An 18597-nucleotide genomic window follows, 5' to 3' on the forward strand; every position below is an offset into this window, starting at 1 on the left:
TCAGGATGTTTTTGGTCGTGCCGAAGCGCGCAAAGGGGTGTACCTGCGTGTCCTGCAGCCCGTCCGGCGAGATGCGCTGTTTTTACAAGCGTCCACGCGCACCGCTGCACAACACTCGCGGCTCCCACTGCTCTGGAGCCGCGAAGTGCGCTTTATCTACGCCCCGCTGTTTTTCTTCGTGTTCATCTGCGCCGCCGTGATCATCGTCACCATGAGCGGCGGCTTCGTCTGGCTGCTACCGCTGCTGCTGGTGGCGATCGGCATCAGCGCCTTCTGCGAATGGCGCTGGCCTTACCGCGACCGATGGAACCGCGACCATGGCGACCGCCTGCGCGACGTGCTCCATGCCAGCGTCAATGAATCCTTGAATGTCCTCAGCATCGCGGCGATTCCGCTGATCGCTCCCTGGCTCCTCGATCTCGGCATCTGGCCCACGCATTGGCCGCTGGGCCTGCAATTGCTGCTGGCGATCCCGATCGCCGATCTCGGCATCACCCTGGTCCATTACGCCAGCCATCGTTCGGCGCTGTTATGGCGGCTGCATGCGGTGCATCACAGTGTCACCCGCATGTATGGCTTCAATGGCCTGATGAAACATCCGCTGCACCAGTTGCTGGAGGCCCTGGGCGGCACCCTGCCCCTGCTGCTCTGCGGCATGCCCCAGGACGTCACTGCATTGCTGGCGTTCAGCATTGCCATCCAGTTGCTGTTGCAGCACAGCAACGTGGACATGCGCCTGGGCGTGTTGCGTCATGTATTCGCCTGGGCGCCGCTGCATCGCCTGCATCATCTGAAATACGGCCATCATGGCGATGTGAATTTCGCCCTGTTCTTTGCGTTCTGGGATCGGCTGCTGGGGACGGCACTCTACCTGCCGGACTATGAGCTGGCGGACGACGACCTGGGCATCGGAGATCAGCCGGATTACCCGTCGGGCTACGCTGCACAGTTGCGTCAGCCGTTCAGCGCCACCCAGGCCAGCCATCCGCCGGCCGTGTTGCCAGCGGGCCTGCGCGATGCGCTAGCCGATTACGCGGAGCTTTAAATGACGCAGGTTGCGATCAGCGCGAATACCGAAGTGCTGGCGAATGCTGCGGGAAAGATGGGCGGAGTCGGCGAAACCGGCGGTAGCCCCGGCATCGGTCAGGCTGTAGCCCGACAGCGCGAGTTGCAGGGCGAAGCGCAGGCGTTGCCAGAGCACCAGGCGACGTACCGACAAACCCAGTTCGCCGGTGAACAGGCGTTCCAGCTGGCTGAGGGACAGCGCCGCTTCCCGGGCGATCTCGGCGGCTGGCAACGCATCGGCATCAAGTTGGCGGATGCGCAGCAGGGCCTTGGCCAGGCGCGGCTGCAAGGGGCGGCGTGGCAAGGTGGCTAGTGCTGCGATCAGACGTTTGGCGTCCGGCCCGGTTTGCCTACAGAGCTGACGCAATCCGGGCAGGTCGAAGGCCAGTGGCTCGGCGTAAAGGGTCAGGGTTGGCTGGCCGGTCGCAATGATTGCATGGGGCTGGCCCGATGTGATGGACAGCACCGGGCCGCGCGCAGGGACACCGTCGATCAGGGCCTCGACTTCGCAACTGCTGGCGATCAGCAGTTGGTGCGGGTAGTGGGCGTGGACGCCGGTCTCGCCTGCGCTGCCGGCGATCAGGCAGTAGTCGGTGGCCAGCCAGAGCTCGCCTTGCCAGGATTGGGACATTTGGGCTCCAGGGGTGGCTTGGTGGGCAGAGTAGCACTGGAGGTTGTGCATTGGCTTTCAGGACCTCATCGCTGGCAAGCCAGCTCCCAAAGGTTCTGGGAGGTGGCTTGCCAGCGATGAGCATGGGTATCTACATATCTTTTGAGGTGAGAGGGCCTGTCAGTAGATCGCATCAGGGCTGACAGGTGCTTGTCATGACTTTTTTGGCGCCCTTGAGATCGAGCGCCGCCCGCGCGGCGCATCGCGGGTGAACCCGCTCCCACATTTGTTGCAACGTGCCATGGCCTGTCAGATCTCCGTTGTTCGCCTTTGGATGTCCGGCGATCTATCGTGGGGAAGCTGTTGGGCTCGGCGCGATATCGCGTCGTACGAACAAGGCGGTCAACCATAGCCTGACAGGCATAGGCACGTTGCAACAAATGTGGGAGCGGGTTCACCCGCGATGCGCCGCGCGGGCGGCGCTCGATCTAGAGGGCGCTGAAGATCTACCGGCATGCATCTGGTGGCCATGACGCGGTTCTCTGACAGGCACCTCGCCACCGCCACTGCTCAGAAAAGATGTGTAGATACCCATGCAGCGATGAGGCCATCCGCCCCACCCCACCTCCCCATGTCACGCACAGTCAAACCCGCTGACACGCAGGCTCAAGACTTGCCTACCGATCGTTAGCAACACTTCCCTCCATTGCTCCGCACGCCATACCGGCGGCGCAGAGCCCTTCACCTGTCCTCGCCGACAACCAGAACAACACCCGCCGTACACGAGATCGTGCCATGACTACGAAAATCGACTTCATCTACCTTTCCGAGCAGGACATGATCCGCGCCGGCGTTACCGATATGCCGGCCTGCGTCGACACCATGGAGGAAATGTTCGGGCTGCTGTACCGGGGCGATTACCGTATGGCCGGGCCGAACAACGATTCCCACGGGGCGATGATCACCTTCCCAGAGCATTCGCCCTTCCCGGACATGCCCAAGCCCACCGCCGACCGGCGCATGATGGCGATGCCCGCCTACCTCGGCGGCAATTTCCGCACCTCCGGCTGCAAATGGTATGGCTCGAACATCGCCAACCGCGAAAAAGGCCTGCCCCGTTCGATCCTGATGTTCACCCTCAACGATGCCGACAGCGGCGCACCCCTGGCCTACATGTCGGCCAACCTGCTGTCGGCCTACCGCACCGGGGCGATCCCGGGCGTCGGCGCACGCCACCTGGCGCGCAAGGACTCCAGGGTCATCGGCCTGCTCGGCCCCGGCGTGATGGGCAAGACCACCGTCGCCGCGTTCATGGCCGCCTGCCCGCAGGTGGACACCATCAAGATCAAGGGCCGCGGCCAGCGCAGCCTCGACAGCTTCATTACCTGGGTCGAGCAGACCTACCCGCAGATCACCAGCATTCGCATCGTCGACAGCCTGGAAGAGGTGGTGCGCGATTCCGACCTGGTCACCTACTGCAGCACCGGCGAAGTCGGCGACCCGAGCACCTACCCGCTGGTCCGCCGCGAGTGGGTCAAGCCCGGCGCTTTCCTGGCCATGCCGGCGCCGTGCAGCATCGATGCCGGCATGGAGCGGGACGACATCCGCAAGGTGGTGGACAACACCGGCCTGTACGAGGCCTGGTTCGAGGAACTGCCCAAGCCTGCACACAACCATGTGCCGCTGGTGGGCGTGCGCTTCATGGACATGATCGCCGAGGGCTCGCTGCAGGCCGGGCAGGTGGAAGACATCGGCAAGATCGTCGTCGGCGACGCCCCGGGCCGCCTAAATGACGAGGAAATCATCCTGATGTCGGTGGGCGGCATGCCGGTCGAGGACCTGGCCTGGGGCACCGTGGTGTACCGCAAGGCCGTGGAGCTTGGCATTGGCGTGAAGCTCAACCTGTGGGACGAACCGGTCCTGCGCTGATACCCCTTCCCTGATAACGAGGATTTCCCCATGACCCGTATCATCAAAGTCAAAAGCGGCTCCATCTTCGAGGAAAAGGCCAGCTACTCGCGGCTGGTTGCCGTCGATAACTGGATCCATGTGTCCAATACCGCCGGGCGCAACCCGGACACCAAGCTGATTCCGGAAGACGTGATCGAGCAGGCCGAACAGGTCTTCGACAACATCGAGCGGGCCCTGGCCGCAGTCGATGCGACCCTTGCCGACGTGGTCTGCTCGCGCGTGTTCATCCAGGACCCGGCCGACGTGCCCAGGGTCATGGACTACATCGGTACCCGGTTCCGCGGTATCGACCCGGCCTGCACCGCGACCTGCCCACCGCTGGGCTCCACGGTCTACAAGGTGGAGCTGGAGGTCACCGCCTATCGCGGCGCCTCGCAAGCCGAAGTCGTGCAGATCAATCTCGGCCAGTAACGTCCTTTATAGAGCCTCGCCCATGTCGCCCAGCATCGACCCCGTACAAACCAGCCAGCAACTGCCCGCCACCACCGGCGTGGTGATCATCGGTGCCGGCATTATCGGCCTGACCGCCGCCCTGACCCTCGCCGAGCGCGGGATCCCGGTTGTGGTCGTGGAAAAAGGCCGGATCGCCGGCGAGCAGTCGTCGCGCAACCTCGGTTGGGTGCGCAAGACCAGCCGCCATGCCGATGACATTCCGCTGGCCCTGGCCGCAGACCGCCTGTGGGCACGGATGCCGGAACGGGTCGGTGCCGACGTGGGCTACCGCCAGGCCGGCATCATGTTCATCGCGCGCAACGAGGCGCAGATGGCCATGCATGCCAACTGGCTGAAGACCGTCGAGCACCTGGATCTCGACAGCCGCCTGCTCGGCAGTCGGGAAATCGCAGAGATGGTGCCTGGCGGCAAGGGCAACTGGGCCGGCGGGATCTTCACCGCGTCCGACGCCCGCGCCGAGCCGACCCTGGCCTCCAGCGCCATCGCCAGGGCGGCGATGGCCAAGGGCGCGGTCATCGTCGAGCACTGTGCGGTGCGCAGCCTGGTCACCTCGGCCGGCAGGGTCAGCGGTGTGCTGACCGAGCGCGGCGAAATCCGTTGCGACCAGGTTTTGCTGGCCGGTGGCCTGTGGTCGCGGCGTTTTCTCGGCAACCACGGGGTAGACCTGCCGACCTTGCCGTTGACCTGCTCGGTGCTGCGTACCGAACCCATGGAAGGCCCCACCGGGATCGCCGTCGGCGCCCCGGACTTCTCCTTCCGCAAGCACAAGGACGGCGGGTTCATCATCACCCAACGCGGCAAGCTGGACGCCTTCCTCACCCTCGACCACCTGCTGCTGGGCCGGCGCTACCTGCCACAGCTCAAGGCCCAGCGGGATTTCCTGAAGATTTCCCTGGGCAAGTATTTCCTCGATGACCTGAAGCTGGCCCGACGCTGGAAAGCTGGCGAGGTCAGCCCTTTCGAACAGGTCCGGGTGCAGGATCCAGCGGCCAATGAAACGCTCAATGGCGACGCCCTGCGCAACCTGCGCGCCGCCTGGCCGGTGTTCGAACAGGCGCGGGTCGCCCAGAGCTGGGCCGGCACCATCGATGTCACCCCGGATTCGAATCCGGTGATCGGCCCTATCACGGCCATTCCCGGCCTGACCCTGGCCACCGGTTTCTCAGGCCATGGTTTCGGTACTTCGCCCGCTGCGGGCCATCTGGCGGCCGACCTGGTGTCCGGAAATACCCCGATCATCGATCCGGCGCCCTACCGCTTCGAGCGCCTGGCCTGAGTGTCCACGCCGTGCCCTAGGGAATAGCGCTAGGGCCCTGGCGTAAGGGGCTGAATCGAATCACTCATTTGAAACATTCATTCATCAATAAGGGGTAACCTTGGGGAACGATGTCTAACTGACATCATCGAAGAAAGGCGCCAGCGCATCGGTCCGTCACGACAAGGTCCGACGCTGCGTGACCGGGCGGTCGCCCGGTGACTGCCAGCTTTTTCCCAAGGAGTACCCATGCAGTTCAGGCAAATGAAAATCGGCAAACGGGCCGCCAGCATGTTCACCCTGCTCGGCCTGTTGGTTCTGGCCCTCGGCCTGGTGTCGTTGTACGAGACCCGGCAGATGGACAAGGCCTCTTCGGAGATCCGCGAAACCTGGCTGCCCTCGGTGGTCGCCATGGGCCAGGTCGGCACCGACCTGAACCGTATCCGCGCCATCACCATGCGCAGCCTGCTCGAAGACCAGCCCGAGATCCGCGCGGCAACCCTCCAGCGCGCCGAGCAGCTCAACCAGGCCTTGCAAAAGCCGCTGGACGACTATGAAAAGACCATTTTCGAAGCCAGGGATCGCACGCTGTTCGATACCTTCATGAGCGCCCGCGAGCGCTACAACGGCATCCAGGCCAGTGTCACCGATGCGGTGATCAACAACCGCATGGACAATGCCCGGCAGTTGATCAACGGCCCCTTGGCCGACGCCACCGACGCCATGCAAGGCAGCCTGCGCGAACTGGTCAAATACAACGTCGACGGCGCCGATCAGGCAGCACAACGCAGCGCCGATGCCGCCGAGGAATCCTTCCTGCTGATCACCCTGGTCCTGGTGGTGATCATGCTGGCGCTGGCGGCCATTGCCACCTTGCTGACGCGCAGCATCGTCGTGCCATTGGCCGACGCCGTGGCCGTGGCCGAACGGGTTGCGACCGGCGACCTGACCAAGGACATCCAGGTCGTGGGCAAGGACGAGCCGGCGCTGCTGCTGGGTGCCCTGGGCCGCATGCAAACCAGCCTGCGCTCGACCCTGGCACGCATCAGCGCCTCATCCGACCAGCTCGCGTCGGCCTCGGAAGAGCTGCATTCGGTTACCGAGGACACCAGCCGTGGCCTGCATCAACAGAGCGCGGAAATCGAACAGGCCGCCACTGCGGTCAACCAGATGACCGCCGCCGTGGAGGAAGTGGCCAACAATGCGGTGAGCACCGCCGATGCGTCCAAGGGCGCCGACCAGACCACCCGCGACGGGCGCGACCAGGTCAACCAGGCCTTGCAGTCGATCCGCGCACTGGTCAGCGAAGTGACCAGCACGGCGGGCGACATCGAACAACTGGCGGCCAGCGCCAATGAAATCAGCCGGGTGCTGGATGTGATCGGTTCCATTGCCGGGCAAACCAATCTGCTCGCCCTCAACGCCGCCATCGAGGCTGCCCGCGCCGGCGAAGCAGGCCGCGGCTTCGCCGTGGTCGCGGATGAGGTACGGGCGTTGGCGCACCGCACCCAGGAGTCCACCGGCGAGATCGAACAGATGATCGCCGACATCCAAAGCGGCACCGAACGTGCGGTCGGTGCCATGCGCAGCAGCCAGGGACGAGCCAGTGGCACCCTGGACATCGCCCAGGCCGCCGGCGAGGCACTGGAGCTGATCGCCGAGGCCATCGCCTCGATCAACCAGCGCAACCTGGTGATCGCCAGCGCGTCCGAGGAACAGGCCCAGGTGGCCCGGGAAGTGGACCGCAACCTGGTCAATATCCGCGACCTGTCGATGCAAACCTCGGCCGGGGCCAACCAGACCAGCGCCGCAGCACAGGACCTGTCGCGCCTGGCGGTGGAGCTGAACGCGATGGTGGCGCAGTTCAAGGTCTGAAGGTTGACATCCAACCCTGTGGGAGCTGGCAAGCCAGCTCCCACAGGGTTCTCGGTGCATTCACTATCCGATTTCGGCAAACCCTCCTTCCGGTAACCGGCGACGGAGCAAAACTTGCTTCATCAGCACTTTCCCGCAAAACGGTTACCGAAATGCCCAGCAGCGTTCTGCACCACCAGACCCTGGATATCGAGGAGCACGCCAAGCGCCTGGCCGGTTGGCAGTTGCGCTATGACCAGCTCACCCCCGGGCGTTTCGCCGGCCAACTGAGCGAGCTGCGCCTGGACGGAATGCAACTGGTCCGCGACCGGGCCAACCAGGCCATGGTCAAGAACGGCGCGACCTGGCCCGGAGCGATCAGTTTCAGCATGCCCCTTGAAGCCCACTCCGGGGATTTCCACTGCGCCGGCCATGCCATCAGCGGCCAGAACCTGCTGGTGGCGCGCGGCCAGAACCTGCCCGAACTGCGTGCCCCGGCCGGGCTCGACCTGCTCAGCGTCAGCATCGACGAAACGCTGCTTGAACAGACGCTGCACCAGCAACGGCACGGCTTCGACCTGGATGCCCTGCCACGCTGCTACCGCCTGCAGGAAGGTGGCAGTCAGACGGGCCTTATCGAGCTGGTCCAGGGGCTGTTCGCCGAAAACGCCCTGCAGGCGTCATTGCTGGGGCACCAGGCCATCCGCGACGGCATCCGCGATACCGTGCTGATGCACCTGCTCGACCTCGTCGACCAGGACGCTGTCCAGCCCCTGCCGCCGAGCGCCCGCAAGCGCATGGTCGACCGCGCCCGCGAGGTGCTGCTGGCCACCCCGGACAACCCACCCTCCATCGTCGAACTGTGCAACCGTATCGGCGCCAGCCGGCGCAAGCTGCAGTATTGCTTCCAGGAAACCCTCGGCATCAACCCCCTCGCCTACCTGCGCACCCTGCGCCTCAATGCCGTGCACCGCGCCCTGCTCGAAGACCACCCTGCACCGGTACAGGACGTCGCTGCCCATTGGGGTTTCTGGCACCTGAGCCGCTTCGCCAGCGACTATCGCCAGTTGTTCGGCGAGCTGCCTTCGGAAACCCGCCGGCGCAACCGCGGTTGTGCCGATTCCGGATAACCCGCCAGCGGTCCCCGGCCCCAGCATCGAGGCACAACAACGCCAACGACCGGGGATCATCATGTTCACCAGACCGACCACAGCGCTGCTCGCGCTGTGCCTTAGCAGCAGCGCCATGGCCGTGGAAAACGGTTCGCCCACCACACCCAATGGTGTCTACGACTTCGGCGCCGGCTTCACGCCACCACCCACTCCGACAGGCACCTTCGGCCTGCGTACCGCCTTCTACTCCGCCAATCGCCTGAAGGGTGGCGACGGCCACAAGGCACCCGTGGACTTCTCCATCGACGTGCTGTCGATCGGGGCCTTCTACGGACGCATGACCGAGCATGAACTGTTCGGCGCCCGCTACGGCTTCGCAGCCGTAATGCCGTTCTTCAGCATGAGCGCCTCGCTGGACGTACCGACGCCTTTCGGCACCTTGTCCCGGGACGCCCGGGTGTTCCGCCAGGCCGACGCCCAGTTGATTCCGCTGATCCTGCAATGGACCCCGGCGCCGAACCTGGGCATCAACGCGCAACTGCAGATCCAGGCGCCGACGGGCGACTACGACAAGGATCGCTTGGTCTCCCCGGGCCTTAACCACTGGACCTTCTCGCCGATCCTCAATGCCACCTGGATCAGCCCGACCGGCCTGGAGCTGTCGTCGAGCTTCGAGGTGGACATCAACACCCGCAACCACGCGACCGACTACCGCAACGGCGTCGAGTACCGTCATGAGTTCGCTGTCGGTCAGCACGTCGGCCCCTGGACCCTGGGCATCGGCGGCTACTACTACCGCCAGTTGAGCGACGACGAGGCGCCAAATCTCACCGGTGGCAACCGCGCCCGGGTGCTGGCCGTGGGGCCGGCAATCGGGTGGTTCAAGCCGGGGATGCCGCCGGTCTGGTTGCATGCCTACAAGGAATTCGACGCGGTCAACCGCGCCGAGGGCTACACCGTCGCCCTGCGCTTCGCCCACAGTTTCTGAGGATCCGACCATGCATGCACACATCCCCCGGGTGGGCCGCGAAGGTACCGTACTGGTACTCGGCAGCAGCCTGACGATCATGGGCGCGGTGATGGTCGCGCCGATCCTGCCACGGCTGGCGGCCGAATTCGGGCCGGTCACGGCCCATGCCGAAGCCCTGGTCCCGCTGGCGGTCACCGGCCCGGCGCTGGCCATCGCCCTGTGCGCGCCTTTGGCCGGCTGGATTGCCGACCGGGTCGGGCGCAAAGCCCTGTTGATCGTCGCCACCCTGCTCTATGCCCTGTTCGGTGTCTTGCCGGCGCTGCTCGACGACCTGCCGTCCATCGTCGCCAGCCGCCTGCTGTTCGGGTGTGCCGAGGCGGCGATCATGACCTGCTGCGCCGCCTTGATCGCCGATTACTGGAAGGGTGAACAGCGCCTGCGCCTGATCAACTACCAGGTGGTCAGCATCGGCCTGGTCGGCGCGCTGTTCTTCGTGATCGGCGGCGCGGCGGGCGAGCATGGCTGGCGCACGCCCTTCTATCTCTACCTGCTGCCGCTGCTGCTGGTCCCGGCGATGCTGCGCTGGTTGTGGGAGCCGCAGCGACAGCTGCACGCCGGGCCGGACGATCCGGCGCGCAGCGCCATCCCCAGCATAGCCCTGGGCTACCTGCTGATCTTTTTCGGCATGGCGCTGAACTTCATCGTACCGGTGCAGGCACCAGCCTTGCTGGTGAGCATCGGCGTCAACTCCAGCACCCTGATCGGCCTGGCTGCCGGGCTGGGGCTGCTGGCCAGCCTGGCCGGTTCGCTGCTGTGGCCGCTGGTGCGCAGCTACCTGGGCATTCGCGGCGGCAATGCCCTGCTACTCGTCCTGCTGGCCGCCGGTCTTTGGTGGCTGGGCGCTGCACGCAATTACGCCGACGTGCTCTGGGCCGTGCTGATCCACGGGATCGGCGCTGGCCTGCTGGTGCCCAATGCCATGGCGCCGGTAATGAACGCCCTCAGCGCCCGAGCCCGGGGCCGCGGCCTCGGCGGCTTCACCGCCTGCCTTTATCTGGGCCAGTTCGCCAGTCCGCTGCTGGTCATGGCCCTCGGTGCCGATCTGCGCGGCGCCATTCACTGGCTGGCCTTCGCCAGTCTTGCCGGCGCCCTGGCCTGGGGCCTTGGCGCAACCCTGACCCGCTCCGACGCTTCCTCAACTGCCCAATGATCCGGACATCACCATGCACGACATTCAAGCCCTGATGGACCAACACGACGCCACCGGCCTGGCCGGTCTGATCCATGATCGAGAGATCAGCCGCGAGGAACTGCTGGAGGCTGCCATAGCCCGCCTTGAACAGGTCGAACCGCAACTCAACGCTGTCGCCGAAAGGCTCTATGACAGCGCCCGCTGCGCAGCCCCCGTGGACGGAGCGTTCTCCGGCGTGCCGACCCTGGTCAAGGACCTGTTCTCGCCCCTGCGCGAGGCGCGGATGAGCAACGGCTCCCTGGCGCTGGGCGAAGCGCGCCCGGGTCTCGACGATGCGCTGGTCGGCCGCCTGCGCGAGGCCGGTTGCCAGTTTATCGGGACCAGCACCTCGCCAGAGTTCGGCACGTCCTACACCACCGAATCGACCCGTTTCGGCGCCACCCGCAATCCGTGGGATACCCGGCGCAGCGCCGGCGGCTCCAGTGGCGGTGCGGCAGCGCTGGTCGCGGCGCGGGTGGTGCCCTTCGCCCATGGCAACGATGGCGGCGGCTCGTTGCGCGTGCCGGCCTCCTGCTGCGGCGTGTTCGGGCTCAAGCCCAGTCGCGGGCGCATGCCCAGCGGTCCGCTGGTGGGTGAAGGCTGGGCCGGGATGGGCACACCCCATGCGATCACCCTGTCGGTGCGCGACAGCGCCGCCTTGCTGGATATCACCGCCGGCGCGGATCTCGGCGCGCCTTATGCCGCGCCCTGGCAGGACATGCCCTTCGTCGACACCCTGCACCAGCCGCTGCGGCCATTGCGCATCGCCCTGGTGGAGCACCTGGCACCCTGGACCAGCAGCCCGCAAGCCCTGGCGGCGGTACGGCATGCCGCGCGCTTGTGCGAATCACTCGGCCATCGGGTCGAACCGGCGCGGTTGCCGGTGCAGCCCCTGGCGTTTCTCGACCAGGTGTTCGATGTGATCGGGGCCAGTACCCGCAGCTATGTCGACCTGCTGGGTGAGCTGCGCGGCCGGCCCGTGGCGCTGGAAGAACTGGAGCCGCGAACGCGGATCATCCTGCGGGAAAAAGGCGGGATCAGTGGTGCGCAGTATTCGGCGGCGGTGGCAGGGATTCATGCGCTGGGGCGGCAGCTTGCCGGCTTTCTGCAGGACTACGACCTGATCCTGACGCCGACCTTGACCCGCGAGCCGCCGCTGATCGGCAGTCTCGACCGCTTCGACGACAGCCTCGATCTCGCCACCTTGATCGATGACTTCCACAGCTATTCGCCGTTCACCGCGCTGTTCAATGCCAGCGGCCAGCCGGCGATGTCGGTGCCGCTGTACTGGACGCCGGAAGGATTGCCGATCGGGGCGCATTTCGCCGGACGCTTTGCCGAGGAAGGGACATTGCTGGCCCTGGCTGCGCAGTTGGAGCGGGTGCAGCCTTGGGTCGGGCGGGTTCCGGAGGTGAATGCGTGTAAAGGCTGATGGCCTCATCGCTGCAAATACTATGGCCAACACAAAACCAGTGGGAGCCGGCGTTGCCGGCGATGAGGCCTTGGAAAACACCACAAGATCCGGCTTAATGCCCACCTCCTCACCCGGGCAAACCCATGCTTTCCAGCTGGCGCATCCACATCCTCCTGCTCGCAGGCTTCGCAGTGCTGTTCAACCTGCTGGCCATGCCGCTCGACCGTGCCCTGCGCCCTGCCAGCCCGATCGATGAGTCGCTGATCCTCGGCAGCTTCTGCACCCTCCACGGCGTACAGAGCCTGCCCAACTCCCTGCTGGCCGAGCTCAAGGCCCAGTTTCCCGACCTCGGCGAGCAATCGTCCGGCAAAGTGCAAAGCGGTGATTGCTGCTGCGGCCATGCCGGCCAGTCCGCCTTGCCGGGCGACTATTTCAGGCATCTGTTCCCGCGCTACTGGCCTGAACGCCTGCTGCTCGGCCAGAACCCTCCGTTGCCCCTGCCCCGGGAGCAATGGCCAAGACTCAACCCCCGCGCCTCCCCCGCTTTCCTTGCCGTGATCTGACATCGCCCGCGCCCGGACGGCGCGTGCCTCTCGAATCCGTACAGGAAGCTTTTGCATGTTTCGCCTGACTTCCCTGGCACTGCTGATCGGCAGTGCCTCGACCTGCGCCCTTGCCCAGGACGCCAGCCTGACCCTGCCTGCCAGCACCATTTCCGCCGAGGGCGAGGTGCCCGCCGAAGGTACCCGCCTCGACCTCGACAAGCCCGCTGAAGCCGGTTCGCGCCTGAACCTGACACCACGGGAGAATCCTGCCTCGGTCGCCGTCGCCGATCGCGCCACCATGGAGCGCATCGGCGCGCGCACCTTCCAGGACGCGGCCAATGCCCTGCCCGGTGTGAACGCTTCGGCGCCGCCCGGCTGGGGCGGCTATGTGTCCTATCGCGGCTTCAACGGTGCGCAGATCGCCCAGTTGTTCAACGGCATCAATCTGCAATACGGCGCCGCCGCGCGCCCCGTGGGCGCGTGGATCTATGACCGCGTCGAACTGCTCGGCGGCCCTTCGTCCTTCCTTAACGGCAGCGGCGCGGTGGGCGGCAGCCTGAACATGGTGACCAGGCTGGCCGACCGGAGTGAAAACCGCGTCGAAGGCCGTGTCAGCTACGGCCGCTACGACACTCTGGAAACCGCCATCGGCATCAACCAGGCGCTCAACGAAGGCGACGGCCCGCGCCACTACGCCCGCCTCGACTACAGCCGCACGGGCAGCAACGGCTACATCGACCGCCAGGAAAACAATGCGGGCAACCTGGCCTTCTCCCTGCTCAGCGACTTCAACGAGCGCCTGTCCCACACCCTGGCCATCGAGTACCTGGAAGAACAGGAAGACAGCCCCTACTGGGGCTCGCCGGTGCTGCGCCCGCTGAGCGGCGAGCTGCATATCGACCGGCACGATCGCTTCGCCAGCTACAACGTCGAGGACGGCCGCTACGAGCAGCGTACCCGCTGGCTGCGTTCCATCACCGAGTACCGTTTCGATGACGCGACCCGGCTGCGCAACACCTTCTACCACTACAACGGCCAGCGCGATTACCGCAACCTCGAGGTCTACCGCTACACCACCGATAACAGCGCGGTGCTGCGTTCCGGAGGCTATCGCCAGCGGCACGACCAGGAGGTCAATGGCAACCGCCTGGAACTGACCCGTCAGGACCAGCTATTCGGCCTGCCCAGCGACTGGGCCTTCGGCCTGGACTACAACTGCAACCAGCAGACCAACTACCCGCTGTCCATCGGTGGCACCTTCGACACGGTGACGCCGGGCAACTTCCAGCCCGGACATTTCCTCGATATCCCCGGCATGGCTGCGCCCCGGCGCAAGGGCCGCAGCACCTGGACCGACACCCGTTCGGCCTTCGTCGAAAACCGCACCCGCCTTAGCGAACGCCTGGCCTTGGTCAGCGCCCTGCGCTACGACCACCTGGACTTCGAAGTGCGCGACCATGTCGTCGGCACTGGCCTGGAGCGGCGCTGGGATGCCCTGACCGGCCGCCTCGGCCTGGTCTATGACCTGAGCGAAAGCCTCAGCCTTTACACCCAGTTCAGCACTTCGGCCGAACCACCGGGCGGCACCCTGACCAGCGCGTCCATCGCCCAGGTCCGTGACATGGACCTGAGCAGCGGCCGGCAGATCGAGGCGGGCAGCAAGTTCGACTTTCTCGACGGTCGCGGCAGCGCCACGGCGGCGGTGTATCGCATCGTGCGCAAGAATATCCCGGTGCCCTCCTCGACACAGGCCAACGTCACCGAACAGGCCGGGCAACAGACCTCCACCGGGGTCGAACTGGCGGCTTCGTTCAAGATCACCCCGCAACTGCTGGCGGCGGGCAACTTCGCCTGGGTGCGAGCGGAGTACGACGAGTTCAACGAGCGCGTGGCCGGCGTGGTGTATTCACGGGAAGGCAAGACGCCGGTAAATATCCCCGAGCGCACCGCCAACCTGTGGCTGACCTGGGATTTCGCCCCGGGCTGGCAGGTAGGGGCCGATGCGCGCTATGTGGCGTCGGTGTATGCCGACACGGCGAACACCCTGTGGGTACCGTCCTACACCCTGTACGGGTTGTCCATGAGCCACGACCTGGACCGGCACACCAAAGTCAGCGCACGCCTGCGCAACCTGACCGACGAGGTGTATGCGCGGTTTATCCACCAGAGCAATACCCAGTACTACCTGGGTGAACCGAGAAGCCTTGAGGTGGCGGTGGACTGGCGATTCTGAGTAGAGGGATGCAGAGCGCGGGACGGTTTTCCGGGGATCTGTCAGGACCGACAAAGGTGAAAAAGCTGGCTACAGTCATTTTGATATCACTCAGTCGTCCTGCGGATTCACGGAGGAACCATGCACGCAAAGCATCTGATGGCCTTGATCACCCTGGGTGCGGCCCTTGCGGGCTGCACGTCCACGGAACGGGTCATGACCCCCTACGAAGAAAAACTCGCCGTCGATAGCTCGAACGCGGTCAAATTCCACAGCATGCTGTACTTCCCCTCCGGCACTTCCCTGCAGTACCCAGGGTATGTGGTGGCGCTGGAGAAAAGCCCCCAGGCGATCATCGGCGGCCCCAAGGCCAATCCGGGGGCGGCCTTCCTCCACGCCGACGCCTCTTACTTCAAGGGCGAGGACGGCAGCTACAACACCACTCGCGAACATATCGAGCGCTTCCAGAACAAGGACTGGAAGGCCATGTTCGTCTCGCACATCCTGAAAAACGCGGTCGTGGAGTACAAGAGCGTGGAAGCTGCGAGCTACTTCGCCAAAAGCCACTGCTTCGTCTACAACGCCTACGCCGCCAAGCCCCTCGCCGACGTGCGCAATGACTACGACCTGAGGAAGATCAGTGACTGGAACGCCTGTCCAACAGCGATCAACCTCGAGGAAAAACCGCTGGCCACCCTTAACCAGTTGTACGCCTACGGTGGGGTCGCCCTCGATGCTCTGCAAAAGAACCTGACCCGGGACCTGCATGGCGACCGCTACACCCATGTGGTCATCGTAGTGATGGGCTGGAACACCGCACAGGACGAGGCCATACGCAACATCAACGACATCACCGGCAACCTGATGGCCGCGGCCGAAGAAGCGCGCGGCGCGCAAATCAACGAACTGGCCACCAGCCCGAAAGCGCAGACCGTTGCCATGAGCCGTTTTCGGCCTCTGGTGATCGGTGTGACCTGGCCCTCGTTCTGGAGCAATTCGTTGAGCAATTTCTTCAGCTACGGAAACAAGGCGAACGACGCCGACGAAATCGGGCTGTCCTGGCTCAACAAGTTGATCAACCAGACCGTACCCAACGCCCTCGACGCGTCCGGGAGCCAGGCCCGGGTCGTCGCCATCGGCCACAGCTTCGGTGCCCGGGCCATGACCCGGGCCTTGTTCAGCTCGCCCGCACTGGATCCCGGTTCGGATGGCCCCAAAAGCCGTGTCGACCTGGCGATCGGTCTGCAAGGCGCCGTCAGCATCAATCGCTTCATGCCGGGAAAAGGTATCGAGGGCGCGCCGTACCGCGACTTCGCAAAACTCGGCAAGACCCATATTGCCCTGACCGCGTCGCAATATGACGGCGCTGCCGGAGGCCGGGTGTTCTGGTACGACCCGTCCGGCTCGATCAAGTCCTGGCACCTGGCCTGCGACGGCCGCGATGCCCAGATGGCCGCGACCTTCGACTGCCTTACCGCCAGCGATACCTCGGCATCGCCCGGAGGTGGCTTCAGCCTTTGCAAGGCCGGCGACGACCGCTGCAGCACGACGCCGGTCAGCCAAGGCAAGGTCAGCTATATCGATGCCTCGAACGGGATTACCCAGTTCAACTCGCCCGGCTCCGGCGGCGGTGCGCACAGCGATATCTATCGCTTGCCCATGGGCAGGCTGTTATGGCGGCTCGTGGAAGAGTACGCTCTGGCGCCATGAACAAGATCGACCATTACCTCCAGGCCGCCGTGCGCGACAACACGCGGCGCAGCTACCGCGCCGCCGTCGAGCATTTCGAGGTGACCTGGGGCGGCTTCCTGCCGGCCACGGCAGACAGCATCGCCCGTTATCTGGCTGATTTCGCCGCGGAGCACTCGCTCAACACCCTGCGCCAACGCCTGGCGGCGCTGGGGCAATGGCATGTCAGCCAGGGCTTTCCCGACCCGACCAAGGCGCCGCTGGTACGGCAGATGCTCAAGGGTATCCGTGCCATGCACCCGGTGCAGGAGCGCCAGGCCACGGCACTGACCCTGGAGCATCTGCAGCGCACCATCGGCCATCTTGAACAGCAGGCGCTGGTTGCCCAGCGCGAGCACTGCCTGCCCGACCTGCTGCGTGCGCGGCGTGATGCGGCGCTGCTGCTGATCGGTTTCTGGCGCGGGTTTCGTGGCGACGAGCTGGCGCGGCTGCGGGTCGAGCACATCCAGGCCCTGGCCGGCGGCGGCATGCAGCTGTACCTGCCACAGAGCAAGGGCGACCGCCAGGGGCGCGGCGTTACCCATCGGATGCCGGCATTGAAGCGTCTTTGCCCGGTACAGGCGTATCTGGAGTGGATCACGGTAGCCGGGATCGCCCGCGGACCGGTGTTCCGCAAGCTGGACCGCTGGGGCAATCTTGGTGAGGAGGCGTTGAACAGCGGAAGCCTGATTGCCCTGCTGCGCCGGATTTTCGCCGGCGCCGGATTGCCGGCCGAGACCTATAGTGCCCACTCGCTGCGACGCGGCTTTGCCACCTGGGCCAGCAGCAACGGCTGGGACACCAAGGCACTGATGAGCCATGTGGGCTGGCGGGATGTGAAGTCGGCGCTGCGCTATGTAGATGCCAGCGCTTCGTTCGGGGAGCTGGCGTTGCCGGTATCCTCTGAGCCAAAACAGATCAATTGAACCTGCCGGCCTCATCGCTGGCAACGCCAGCTCCCACAAGATCCAGCGGTGCACGCAAATCCCTGTGGGAGCCGGCGTTGCCGGCGATGAAGGCGCCCACGGGTTCAGCAGTGTCTCGCTATCTGCCACAAACGCACGATATCGCCGGCCCGTTCCGCCAGTAATTGCGCGGCATTGCCACACGCCTGCTGCAGGGTCATCGGCCCGTTGGCAATGGCGAAGGCGGCATCGATGCCATGGCCGTACAACGCTTGGTAACCCTCACCCAGCGTCCCGGCCAGCACCACCACCGGCACGCCATGGCGCTTGGCGATCCGCGCGACGCCGAACGGCGTCTTTCCGCGCAGGGTCTGGGCATCGAACCGGCCTTCGCCGGTAATCACCAGGTCAGCGCCCTGCACCGCCGCCTCCAGACCGGCCAGTTCGGCCACCACTTCGATTCCCGGACGGAACTGCGCATCGAAAAACGCCTTGGCCGCGAAACCCATGCCGCCGGCAGCCCCGCACCCGGGGAAGTCACGCACATCACGGCCCAGCAATTGCGCACAATGATCGGCGAAATGCCCCAGGGCGTGGTCCAGCAGCTGCACCTGCTCGGGATTGGCGCCCTTTTGCGGGCCGAAGATCGCCGAGGCACCGTTGCTGCCGCACAGCGGGTTGTCGACATCGGCTGCGACTTCAAGGCGTACCCCGGCCAGGCGTGGATCGAGCTGGCTGGCATCGATACGGCCGACATTGCACAGCGCCAGGCCGCCTTCTTCCAGTTCCGCACCCTGGGCGTCGTAGGTGCGCAAGCCAAGGGCACGCAGCATGCCACTGCCGGCATCGTTCGTAGCACTGCCGCCGATGGCCAGGATGATCCGCTCGGCACCGGCGTCCAGCGCTGCGCCGATCAATTGACCGGTGCCGTAGGTGCTCGTGCGGCAGGCATCGCGCGTGCTCGGTTCGAGCAGTTGCAGACCGCTGGCCTGGGCCATCTCGATGATCGCGGTACGGGACTCGGCGAGCCAGCCCCAGTGGGCAGCGACTTCCCGGCCCAGCGGCCCGCGCACGTTCAGGCGGCGTTGCTCACCGTGGCAGGCCGCGACGATGGCTTCCATGGTGCCCTCACCGCCGTCGGCCATGGGGCAGCAGACCACCTCGGCCTGCGGCAATACCCCGGCAATGCCCTGGGCAATGGCCGCGGCAACCCCCTCGGCGCTGAGGCTGTCCTTGAACGAGTCGGGGGCGATGACGATCTTCATGTGGGGC

The 18597-nt window shown here is 65.4% G+C and carries 15 protein-coding genes; 13 read left to right on the plus strand and 2 right to left on the minus strand.

Annotated elements, in window-relative coordinates:
- Positions 1-145 precede the first annotated feature (145 nt).
- On the plus strand, positions 146-1045 hold the full coding sequence (locus ACPFMA_RS14430) for a sterol desaturase family protein (RefSeq protein ID WP_425928037.1): 900 nt from the start codon (positions 146-148) through the stop codon (positions 1043-1045).
- Here ACPFMA_RS14430 and ACPFMA_RS14435 read toward each other — a convergent pair.
- Entirely contained in the window at positions 1022-1696 is a 675-nt protein-coding gene (locus ACPFMA_RS14435; RefSeq protein WP_064304531.1) for a helix-turn-helix domain-containing protein, read from the minus strand. The genes ACPFMA_RS14430 and ACPFMA_RS14435 overlap by 24 nt on opposite strands.
- A 774-nt stretch (positions 1697-2470) precedes the next feature.
- On the opposite strand from ACPFMA_RS14435, the gene ACPFMA_RS14440 reads away from it, so the two are divergent.
- From ACPFMA_RS14440 to ACPFMA_RS14495, 12 genes are all read left to right on the plus strand, one after another.
- On the plus strand, positions 2471-3604 hold the full coding sequence (locus tag ACPFMA_RS14440) for a tyramine oxidase subunit B (RefSeq protein WP_425928038.1): 1134 nt from the start codon (positions 2471-2473) through the stop codon (positions 3602-3604).
- Positions 3605-3634: 30 nt separating this feature from the next.
- Positions 3635-4057 carry a RidA family protein gene (locus ACPFMA_RS14445; RefSeq protein ID WP_064304533.1) on the plus strand — a complete coding sequence of 141 codons (423 nt, stop codon included), beginning with the start codon at positions 3635-3637 and terminating at the stop codon, positions 4055-4057.
- A 22-nt stretch (positions 4058-4079) separates the two neighbouring features.
- Complete coding sequence (locus ACPFMA_RS14450; RefSeq protein ID WP_425928039.1) at positions 4080-5375, plus strand: NAD(P)/FAD-dependent oxidoreductase; 1296 nt, start codon at positions 4080-4082, stop codon at positions 5373-5375.
- Between the two features lie 243 nt (positions 5376-5618).
- Complete coding sequence (locus ACPFMA_RS14455) at positions 5619-7229, plus strand: methyl-accepting chemotaxis protein (protein ID WP_425930599.1); 1611 nt, start codon at positions 5619-5621, stop codon at positions 7227-7229.
- Positions 7230-7381: 152 nt separating this feature from the next.
- Positions 7382-8338, plus strand: coding sequence for a helix-turn-helix domain-containing protein (locus ACPFMA_RS14460; protein ID WP_425928040.1), 957 nt, complete (start codon positions 7382-7384; stop codon positions 8336-8338).
- A gap of 61 nt (positions 8339-8399) precedes the next feature.
- The gene (locus ACPFMA_RS14465) at positions 8400-9308 is read left to right on the plus strand and encodes a SphA family protein (protein WP_425928041.1); all 909 of its coding nucleotides are present in this window, start codon (positions 8400-8402) and stop codon (positions 9306-9308) included.
- 10 nt (positions 9309-9318) lie between these two features.
- Complete coding sequence (locus ACPFMA_RS14470; protein WP_425928042.1) at positions 9319-10500, plus strand: MFS transporter; 1182 nt, start codon at positions 9319-9321, stop codon at positions 10498-10500.
- Between the two features lie 13 nt (positions 10501-10513).
- Complete coding sequence (locus ACPFMA_RS14475) at positions 10514-11953, plus strand: amidase (protein ID WP_425928043.1); 1440 nt, start codon at positions 10514-10516, stop codon at positions 11951-11953.
- A 125-nt stretch (positions 11954-12078) separates the two neighbouring features.
- Complete coding sequence (locus tag ACPFMA_RS14480; RefSeq protein ID WP_420056466.1) at positions 12079-12498, plus strand: DUF2946 family protein; 420 nt, start codon at positions 12079-12081, stop codon at positions 12496-12498.
- Between the two features lie 55 nt (positions 12499-12553).
- Entirely contained in the window at positions 12554-14713 is a 2160-nt protein-coding gene (locus ACPFMA_RS14485; protein WP_425928044.1) for a TonB-dependent receptor, read from the plus strand.
- A 120-nt stretch (positions 14714-14833) separates the two neighbouring features.
- Positions 14834-16402 carry an alpha/beta hydrolase gene (locus ACPFMA_RS14490; RefSeq protein WP_425928045.1) on the plus strand — a complete coding sequence of 523 codons (1569 nt, stop codon included), beginning with the start codon at positions 14834-14836 and terminating at the stop codon, positions 16400-16402.
- Complete coding sequence (locus ACPFMA_RS14495) at positions 16399-17346, plus strand: site-specific integrase (protein WP_420056463.1); 948 nt, start codon at positions 16399-16401, stop codon at positions 17344-17346. Before ACPFMA_RS14490 ends, ACPFMA_RS14495 begins: the two co-directional genes overlap by 4 nt.
- A 104-nt stretch (positions 17347-17450) precedes the next feature.
- Here the strand turns inward: ACPFMA_RS14495 and ACPFMA_RS14500 are convergent, their stop codons facing one another.
- Complete coding sequence (locus tag ACPFMA_RS14500; protein ID WP_420056462.1) at positions 17451-18590, minus strand: glycerate kinase; 1140 nt, start codon at positions 18588-18590, stop codon at positions 17451-17453.
- Positions 18591-18597: the final 7 nt, after the last annotated feature.

Origin of the sequence: Pseudomonas sp. NyZ201 (assembly GCF_049860765.1) — a bacterium.
Lineage (GTDB): Bacteria > Pseudomonadota > Gammaproteobacteria > Pseudomonadales > Pseudomonadaceae > Aquipseudomonas > Aquipseudomonas bharatica.

What these genes read in the sequence shown, in the direction of transcription:
- ACPFMA_RS14435 (WP_064304531.1), bottom strand. Translation starts at nt 1,696, where the DNA reads ATGTCCCAATCCTGGCAAGGCGAGCTCTGGCTGGCCACCGACTACTGC.
- ACPFMA_RS14440 (WP_425928038.1), top strand. Translation starts at nt 2,471, where the DNA reads ATGACTACGAAAATCGACTTCATCTACCTTTCCGAGCAGGACATGATC.
- ACPFMA_RS14445 (WP_064304533.1), top strand. Translation starts at nt 3,635, where the DNA reads ATGACCCGTATCATCAAAGTCAAAAGCGGCTCCATCTTCGAGGAAAAG.
- ACPFMA_RS14450 (WP_425928039.1), top strand. Translation starts at nt 4,080, where the DNA reads ATGTCGCCCAGCATCGACCCCGTACAAACCAGCCAGCAACTGCCCGCC.
- ACPFMA_RS14455 (WP_425930599.1), top strand. Translation starts at nt 5,619, where the DNA reads ATGAAAATCGGCAAACGGGCCGCCAGCATGTTCACCCTGCTCGGCCTG.
- ACPFMA_RS14460 (WP_425928040.1), top strand. Translation starts at nt 7,382, where the DNA reads ATGCCCAGCAGCGTTCTGCACCACCAGACCCTGGATATCGAGGAGCAC.
- ACPFMA_RS14465 (WP_425928041.1), top strand. Translation starts at nt 8,400, where the DNA reads ATGTTCACCAGACCGACCACAGCGCTGCTCGCGCTGTGCCTTAGCAGC.
- ACPFMA_RS14470 (WP_425928042.1), top strand. Translation starts at nt 9,319, where the DNA reads ATGCATGCACACATCCCCCGGGTGGGCCGCGAAGGTACCGTACTGGTA.
- ACPFMA_RS14475 (WP_425928043.1), top strand. Translation starts at nt 10,514, where the DNA reads ATGCACGACATTCAAGCCCTGATGGACCAACACGACGCCACCGGCCTG.
- ACPFMA_RS14480 (WP_420056466.1), top strand. Translation starts at nt 12,079, where the DNA reads ATGCTTTCCAGCTGGCGCATCCACATCCTCCTGCTCGCAGGCTTCGCA.
- ACPFMA_RS14485 (WP_425928044.1), top strand. Translation starts at nt 12,554, where the DNA reads ATGTTTCGCCTGACTTCCCTGGCACTGCTGATCGGCAGTGCCTCGACC.
- ACPFMA_RS14490 (WP_425928045.1), top strand. Translation starts at nt 14,834, where the DNA reads ATGCACGCAAAGCATCTGATGGCCTTGATCACCCTGGGTGCGGCCCTT.
- ACPFMA_RS14495 (WP_420056463.1), top strand. Translation starts at nt 16,399, where the DNA reads ATGAACAAGATCGACCATTACCTCCAGGCCGCCGTGCGCGACAACACG.
- ACPFMA_RS14500 (WP_420056462.1), bottom strand. Translation starts at nt 18,590, where the DNA reads ATGAAGATCGTCATCGCCCCCGACTCGTTCAAGGACAGCCTCAGCGCC.